This window comes from Paenibacillus sp. TY11, assembly GCF_059772165.1.
This window is the reverse complement of sequence record NZ_JCBAIQ010000054.1, coordinates 1-6,386: the sequence shown is the minus strand read 5'-3', so window position 1 is coordinate 6,386 and position 6,386 is coordinate 1. Positions and strand designations below refer to the sequence as shown.

Here is a 6,386-nt window from a genome sequence, read left to right as displayed (position 1 = left end):
TTTGGTGGCGATAGCGGAGGGGTTCCACACGTACCCATCCCGAACACGACCGTTAAGCCCTCCAGCGCCGATGGTACTTGGACCGCAGGGTCCTGGGAGAGTAGGACGCCGCCAAGCAATATCCTTTAAAGGATGATGAATCTATACATTAGGGCCTTTAGCTCAGCTGGTTAGAGCGCACCCCTGATAAGGGTGAGGTCGGTGGTTCGAGTCCACTAAGGCCCACCACTTCTAGAATAACAAAAAGATTGGGGCCATAGCTCAGCTGGGAGAGCGCCTGCCTTGCACGCAGGAGGTCAGCGGTTCGATCCCGCTTGGCTCCACCAATATTCCCTGATAGCTCAGTTGGTAGAGCACTCGACTGTTAATCGAGTTGTCACAGGTTCGAGTCCTGTTCGGGGAGCCATGTTTTGAATATTTCTGAATTTTATATATAAGGTGGCGGCGTAGCTCAGCTGGCTAGAGCGTACGGTTCATACCCGTGAGGTCGGGGGTTCGATCCCCTCTGCCGCTACTCGGAGAGATACCCAAGTGGCTATAAGGGGACCCTCTGCTAAGGGGTTAGACTGCGAAAGTGGTGCGAGGGTTCGAATCCCTCTCTCTCCGCCATAAATTTCTTAAAATCAGAACTTATTTTGCAAGGCCCGTTGGTCAAGGGGTTAAGACACCTCCCTTTCACGGAGGTAACAGGGGTTCGAATCCCCTACGGGTCATAATATGGAGGCTTAGCTCAGCTGGGAGAGCATCTGCCTTACAAGCAGAGGGTCGGGGGTTCGATCCCCTCAGCCTCCACCATGAATAATTTCAAGAAATTCCTTTTAATGTCGCGGGGTGGAGCAGTTCGGTAGCTCGTCGGGCTCATAACCCGAAGGTCGTAGGTTCAAATCCTGCCCCCGCAATTAATTTCCTATTGGAAATGCCTCTGGAACTGTGGTGTAGAGGCCTAACATGCCTGCCTGTCACGCAGGAGATCGCGGGTTCGAATCCCGTCAGTTCCGCCATTTTAACTTCATATATAACTGGCATATATTGCGAATTATATAATGTAGTAGTAAAACAAAATATGGCTCGGTAGCTCAGTCGGTAGAGCAGAGGACTGAAAATCCTCGTGTCGGCGGTTCGATTCCGTCCCGAGCCACCTTTCAAGTGGGAAATGAGTAATGTGCCGGTGTAGCTCAACTGGTAGAGCAACTGACTTGTAATCAGTAGGTTGGGGGTTCAAGTCCTCTCGCCGGCACCATTTTGGAGGATTAGCGAAGTGGCCAAACGCATCAGACTGTAAATCTGCTCCCTTACGGGTTCGGTGGTTCGAATCCATCATCCTCCACCAGTCTTTTCATAATCATATGGCGGTCGTGGCGAAGTGGTTAACGCACCGGACTGTGACTCCGGCATTCGTGGGTTCAAGCCCCATCGGCCGCCCTTTATTCTTAATTTAATGGGGATTAGCCAAGCGGTAAGGCAACGGACTTTGACTCCGTCATGCATAGGTTCAAATCCTATATCCCCAGCCATTAAGAGCCATTAGCTCAGTTGGTAGAGCACCTGACTTTTAATCAGGGTGTCGAAGGTTCGAGTCCTTCATGGCTCACCACTTATAATTATTTTGCGGTCGTGGCGGAATTGGCAGACGCGCACGGTTCAGGTCCGTGTGGGCTAACCCCCCGTGGAGGTTCGAGTCCTCTCGACCGCACCATATTTTGCGGACGTGGCTCAGCGGTAGAGCATCGCCTTGCCAAGGCGAGGGTCGCGGGTTCGATTCCCGTCGTCCGCTCCATTATCCATACGGCGCCATAGCCAAGTGGTAAGGCAAAGCTCTGCAAAAGCTTCATTCCCCAGTTCAAATCTGGGTGGCGCCTTGACTGCTCATTATGGATTAAAATATGCGCCCTTAGCTCAGCTGGATAGAGCGTTTGACTACGAATCAAAAGGCCGGGAGTTCGAATCTCTCAGGGCGCGCCATTTCTTAAAAAATGTATACTGTCGGGATGTAGCTCAGCTTGGTAGAGCACCTGGTTTGGGACCAGGGGGTCGCATGTTCAAATCGTGTCATCCCGATGCTGATTTGCGGGTGTAGTTCAATGGTAGAACTCCAGCCTTCCAAGCTGGTAGCGTGGGTTCGATTCCCATCACCCGCTTTTTGCTATAGCGGATTCTTGTTGCCTCAGTGGTGACACCTTATAAATAAAGAGAGCCTGTCTGGGGACAGAGCTCTCTCTTTTTTTGTATATTTATCTTCTATGTTCTCCACAATGTGTTGACTGTCGATAATCTTTGCTACCGGTGTATGTCCTCCTGATTATGCAGTAGTTATACACCGATAACCGATCTAGTTGACAGTTTTCACGGGAATGGTCAGCTGGATGGAGGTTCCCTGGTCTGAAGCAGAGTTCATGCTCATAAATCCTCCTACCCCTCTGGCTCGTTCTTCCATACTGAACAATCCAACTCCTTCTCCTTGGGATTTTCCAGAGAATCCAATACCCTCATCCCGAATGGTCACTTGTATCATTTCATCTTGATCCTCTACATCGACATATGCCTCTGCTACATCTGCGTATTTGGCTACATTCGTCAATGCTTCCTGTACAATCCGGTAAATTGCTATTTCCTTGCGGATATCAAGGCGTTTACGCAGAGTACATTGAAAATGTACTTCAATCCCGTAATGAGAACAGAAGTTTTCAATATAGGTTCTTATGGCGGGTACAACGCCCAAATCATCCAGAACTGAGGGGCGCAGTTCCCACGCTAGGCCACGAACATCTTTAATGATGTCAGTTACCTGCGAACGCAGATTTTCCAGAGTAGCACTAGGTTGTTCGGCAAGTTGGCTATCTAATTGAATAATAAGTGAAAACAAGCTTTGCCCGATTCCATCATGCAGCTCTCTTGAAAAGCGTTTACGTTCTTCCTCCTGTATTTGCATTACTTGCGTCATCATGGACTGAAGCTCTGCCTCTACTTTCTTCAGTTTAGTGACCTCATTACGGATCGCTAAGTACTGATAGGGTTTACCTTCCTCGTCCATAAACGGAACGATTGTAGTATTCACCCAGTAGTAGCTGTTATCTTTAGCACGATTACGTATCTCTCCTTGCCATACCTCACCTGAACGGATCGTAGTCCACAGGTTTTTCATGAAGGCGGGGGTATGATAGCCAGAGTTAATGAGACGATGATCCTGACCGATCAGCTCTTCACGACTGTATTGCGAAATCTCACAGAACTTGTCGTTCACGTACTGAATAATACCTCGATGATCGGTCAAAGCAACGATGGAAGACGTATCTAGAGCAAATTTCAGATTGGATAGCTGGTGGAGTGAGTTACGCAGTTCATGGAGAAAAGGGGACTCAGGTATATAAATTTGTAAATCATTCAGCAGTTTATCGGTTGACTCACCAAAGGCGTGCTGCAGTAAAGGATTAGAAGGTTCATTCATAATGGAGTAGCCCCTTTTTAAGTGCAAATTTGACCAGCTCAGGTCGTGTTTTCAAGTTAAGCTTCTCCATAAGGTTACTTTTGTGGGACTCTACGGTTTTGACGCTAATCACGAGGTGCTCGGCAATTTCCTTATTGGCATATCCTTTGGCTACCCACGATAGGATCTCCTTTTCCCGCTCAGACAGGGATTCATAAGGTCCGGCTATGCCCTCCTGTTTGATTTTGTCGAGATATTCACTCATCAGCCGTTTGGTTGCATTCGGGTACAGATAGGCACTACCTTCGGCCACAGACTGGATGGCAGCGAGTAACTCCTCGTGAGGTGCGCTTTTTAAAATATATCCAGATGCTCCGGCCTGAATGGCCCGGAACAGATATTCTTCATCGTCATGCATCGTTAAAATAAGCACTTCTGTATCGGGCAACTGTTTTTTTAATTCAGTGGTTGCCGTGAGACCATCTTTGCCAGGTGGCATGCTAAAATCCATGAGTACGACATTAGGTTGTAGCTCCACCGCCTTGCGGATCGCCTCATCCCCGTCTGCTGCATCTCCTACTACCTTAATACCGTTTTTGCCGTCCAATAGGGCCATGAGGCCAGAACGTACGACAACATGATCATCCACTACTAGTATACGAATCAATTTGTCATCCCCTCGAACGGTAAAAAAACCGTGCGTTTTGTCATAATCATAGCAAATTTTAGGGATTTCAATCAACAAAGATAGTTGGGTGCACTATATTCAGTTATACTTATGCGTTTCATTTTCTACAATTATCGATCTCATGGAGTGAGGGTGGGCACATAACTGGCCAAGGCGTTGAGCGACTTGAGTGGCCTCGGCTACATCAGAATCGGTGAACGTTCTCACATCACGGTTGCCAAGAAGCAGCACACCGTTCGGCAGATCCCCTGTGCTGGAAAAGGGAATAGCCACAGCAGAGTGAAGCTGCTCGGCCAGCATCAGCGCACATTCCTGACGCAGACGTATACTACCTGATAGCAAAGCACTCACGGTCACGGTACGTCCCAGACGAACAGCCATCCCAGCAATACCATGCCCAATCTTAAAAGAAATAAGGCGATAGCGATTGCTTCGGCTGCCGGAGGCGTAATACCAATGCAACTTACCACCTGACTTGGACATAAATGCAAAGGCAGTGAGATCTCCATAAATATTATCTCTCAACTGGTTCAGTTCTTTTCGCATTTCATCCGTTATTTGTAGCATAGAAGACACATCCTTTTTCTTAACCAAACTGTAGCTCTAATTCATTGTAGTTCCGACAGGTACAAAAGTAAGTCAGGGAACCCCCTGATCTATCGGCGCAGGAAACACTGACTTTTCATCAGACCGGGTAAGAAGTAGGAGAAAGGTCGATAAATGGGGCGCTAGCTTACCTTGGAAGTGATATTTATCACAGTAAATCAGGGAGTAGGAAGGTATAAAATCAGGTGTTCTCCCGATAACAACCCAGGCATTAAAACATTAAGATATAGATATCAGGTAAACACGAGGAGGACGCTAACATGCAAGCCACTTGTATGGAACGGTTTGGGGACGAAGCGGAACGCACGGGGATTCAGATTTTTTTGACGGAGGAGCATTTTGAGCTGCTAAAAGATATTATGTCCTGGAAGAAAGTAAAGGCAGGCGTTATGCTTTTCCGAGAGGGCGAGGATGCGGAGCAGCTTTATTATATACATTCAGGTCATGTTAAACTTCGTAAATCGACAGAAGATGGTAAAGAATTGATTCTGACCATTCAGCATCACGGCGACTTGATCGGGGAATTCAGTGGGATAGATGGAGAAGAGTATAGTTGCACCGCGGAAACAGCCGATGTGTGTGAGTTAGGTGTCGTGCTTGTTAAGGATCTGGAGTCGCTCTTGTCCAAAAATGGGGGAATGGCACTTCAGTTCATCCAGTGGATGGCGATGAAGCAACGAATTATGCAATCGCGGTTTCGGGACTTACTTTTGTATGGTAAAACTGGAGCGTTAGCGTCTACACTGATCCGTGCGAGCAACACATGTGGCGTAGCGGTGAAGGATGGCATTTTACTGAATATGAAGCTAAGTCACTCCGAACTGGGTGAGATGATTGGAGCGACGCGCGAAAGTGTGAACCGAATGCTGAGCTCGCTGAAAGAGCAGGGAACCCTGGATACAAGAGATGGAAAAATCGTCATTCATGACCTCAAGGTATTGCGTGCCATGTGCTGCTGTCCTTCGTATGGCCAATGTGCCCATGAAATTTGCCGACTCTAAAAATATGAACATCATTAGGCGGAGCCCGAAAGACTCCGCTTGCTGCATGTCTTCTGACAATTAAGCGCATAGGGGAACGAACAACATAAATATCCAAAAAAACTAATCACCGTTGTATAGCGGCTAATTAGCGATAAAGTATTTAGATTAAATGGAGCTGAATACATAACATTTTATTAACTAGCCGTTTTGAGGTAACAGTCCAGATGATAATGTTGACTAAGGGAGGAGAAATCCTAGGTCTTAAACAAATGTAATTTATTACAAGTTGTTTTCTCTGGCTAAAAATGATATATTATTTTAGCTGACAACAAAACAGCAGTTTCAAAAGCAGAAAACTTGGGCAAAATAATCTTTATCAAAAAAAAGAAAAAATAACCCTTGCATTTTTGAAACGAACATGATATGATCTTATAGCTGCTGAAAAACGCAGCGAAAGAGAAATGTTTGATCTTTGAAAACTGAACAACGAGTGAGTAGGGATTTTGTTTACAAAATCCAACGCTGAAATTTTGGTGCATGCCATCAGGCTGTATAAAATGGAAGCGAACAAGAGATATTTTATCTCGTCAGTTTCAAAATGAGCTTATCGCTCTTTCTATAAACCAACTTCGGTTGGTCTTTAATGGAGAGTTTGATCCTGGCTCAGGACGAACGCTGGCGGCGT

General features: G+C 46.6%; 4 protein-coding genes, 21 tRNA genes and 1 rRNA gene. 23 read left to right on the top strand and 3 right to left on the bottom strand.

The genetic code is table 11. The features are described 5' to 3' along the window. The 22 genes from rrf (at window position 1) to AC6EJC_RS26610 (ending at window position 2,138) form a co-directional block, all read left to right on the top strand. A 5S ribosomal RNA gene (gene rrf / locus AC6EJC_RS26715) occupies window positions 1-117 on the top strand. 34 nt (window positions 118-151) lie between these two features. Further along, window positions 152-228 (top strand) — tRNA-Ile (locus AC6EJC_RS26710). 22 nt (window positions 229-250) lie between these two features. Continuing rightward, a tRNA-Ala gene (locus tag AC6EJC_RS26705) sits at window positions 251-326 on the top strand. 4 nt (window positions 327-330) lie between these two features. After that, window positions 331-406, top strand: a tRNA-Asn gene (locus tag AC6EJC_RS26700). 34 nt (window positions 407-440) lie between these two features. Beyond that, a tRNA-Met gene (locus tag AC6EJC_RS26695) sits at window positions 441-514 on the top strand. A gap of 3 nt (window positions 515-517) precedes the next feature. Further along, window positions 518-609, top strand: a tRNA-Ser gene (locus AC6EJC_RS26690). A 32-nt stretch (window positions 610-641) separates the two neighbouring features. Beyond that, window positions 642-713, top strand: a tRNA-Glu gene (locus AC6EJC_RS26685). Between the two features lie 6 nt (window positions 714-719). Continuing rightward, window positions 720-795: transfer RNA gene (locus AC6EJC_RS26680), tRNA-Val, on the top strand. Between the two features lie 30 nt (window positions 796-825). Continuing rightward, window positions 826-899: transfer RNA gene (locus AC6EJC_RS26675), tRNA-Met, on the top strand. Window positions 900-924: 25 nt separating this feature from the next. Continuing rightward, window positions 925-1,001: transfer RNA gene (locus tag AC6EJC_RS26670), tRNA-Asp, on the top strand. 64 nt (window positions 1,002-1,065) lie between these two features. Next, window positions 1,066-1,138, top strand: a tRNA-Phe gene (locus AC6EJC_RS26665). Between the two features lie 26 nt (window positions 1,139-1,164). After that, a tRNA-Thr gene (locus AC6EJC_RS26660) sits at window positions 1,165-1,240 on the top strand. Window positions 1,241-1,244: 4 nt separating this feature from the next. Further along, window positions 1,245-1,330: transfer RNA gene (locus tag AC6EJC_RS26655), tRNA-Tyr, on the top strand. 19 nt (window positions 1,331-1,349) lie between these two features. Further along, window positions 1,350-1,422, top strand: a tRNA-His gene (locus tag AC6EJC_RS26650). 17 nt (window positions 1,423-1,439) lie between these two features. Then, window positions 1,440-1,514, top strand: a tRNA-Gln gene (locus tag AC6EJC_RS26645). A gap of 4 nt (window positions 1,515-1,518) precedes the next feature. After that, window positions 1,519-1,594 (top strand) — tRNA-Lys (locus AC6EJC_RS26640). A 14-nt stretch (window positions 1,595-1,608) separates the two neighbouring features. After that, window positions 1,609-1,696, top strand: a tRNA-Leu gene (locus AC6EJC_RS26635). 6 nt (window positions 1,697-1,702) lie between these two features. After that, window positions 1,703-1,777 (top strand) — tRNA-Gly (locus AC6EJC_RS26630). Window positions 1,778-1,787: 10 nt separating this feature from the next. After that, window positions 1,788-1,859 (top strand) — tRNA-Cys (locus AC6EJC_RS26625). Between the two features lie 26 nt (window positions 1,860-1,885). Then, a tRNA-Arg gene (locus tag AC6EJC_RS26620) sits at window positions 1,886-1,962 on the top strand. A 22-nt stretch (window positions 1,963-1,984) separates the two neighbouring features. Continuing rightward, window positions 1,985-2,058 (top strand) — tRNA-Pro (locus tag AC6EJC_RS26615). Between the two features lie 9 nt (window positions 2,059-2,067). Further along, a tRNA-Gly gene (locus tag AC6EJC_RS26610) sits at window positions 2,068-2,138 on the top strand. Window positions 2,139-2,329: 191 nt separating this feature from the next. On the opposite strand, the gene AC6EJC_RS26605 is transcribed toward AC6EJC_RS26610, so the two are convergent. The 3 genes from AC6EJC_RS26605 to AC6EJC_RS26595 all read right to left on the bottom strand — a co-directional run bounded on the left by AC6EJC_RS26605 (window position 2,330) and on the right by AC6EJC_RS26595 (window position 4,679). After that, complete coding sequence (locus AC6EJC_RS26605; RefSeq protein ID WP_444956503.1) at window positions 2,330-3,445, bottom strand: PAS domain-containing sensor histidine kinase; 1,116 nt, start codon at window positions 3,443-3,445, stop codon at window positions 2,330-2,332. Continuing rightward, window positions 3,438-4,091 (bottom strand): response regulator, encoded by a 654-nt coding sequence (locus AC6EJC_RS26600; protein ID WP_016818376.1) that lies wholly within the window; start codon window positions 4,089-4,091, stop codon window positions 3,438-3,440. The genes AC6EJC_RS26605 and AC6EJC_RS26600 overlap by 8 nt, the downstream gene beginning before the upstream one ends. A 99-nt stretch (window positions 4,092-4,190) precedes the next feature. Beyond that, on the bottom strand, window positions 4,191-4,679 hold the full coding sequence (locus tag AC6EJC_RS26595) for a GAF domain-containing protein (RefSeq protein WP_444956502.1): 489 nt from the start codon (window positions 4,677-4,679) through the stop codon (window positions 4,191-4,193). Between the two features lie 299 nt (window positions 4,680-4,978). Between AC6EJC_RS26595 and AC6EJC_RS26590 the strand changes: the two genes are divergently transcribed. After that, on the top strand, window positions 4,979-5,719 hold the full coding sequence (locus tag AC6EJC_RS26590; protein WP_444956501.1) for a Crp/Fnr family transcriptional regulator: 741 nt from the start codon (window positions 4,979-4,981) through the stop codon (window positions 5,717-5,719). The last annotated feature ends 667 nt before the right edge of the window (window positions 5,720-6,386 follow it).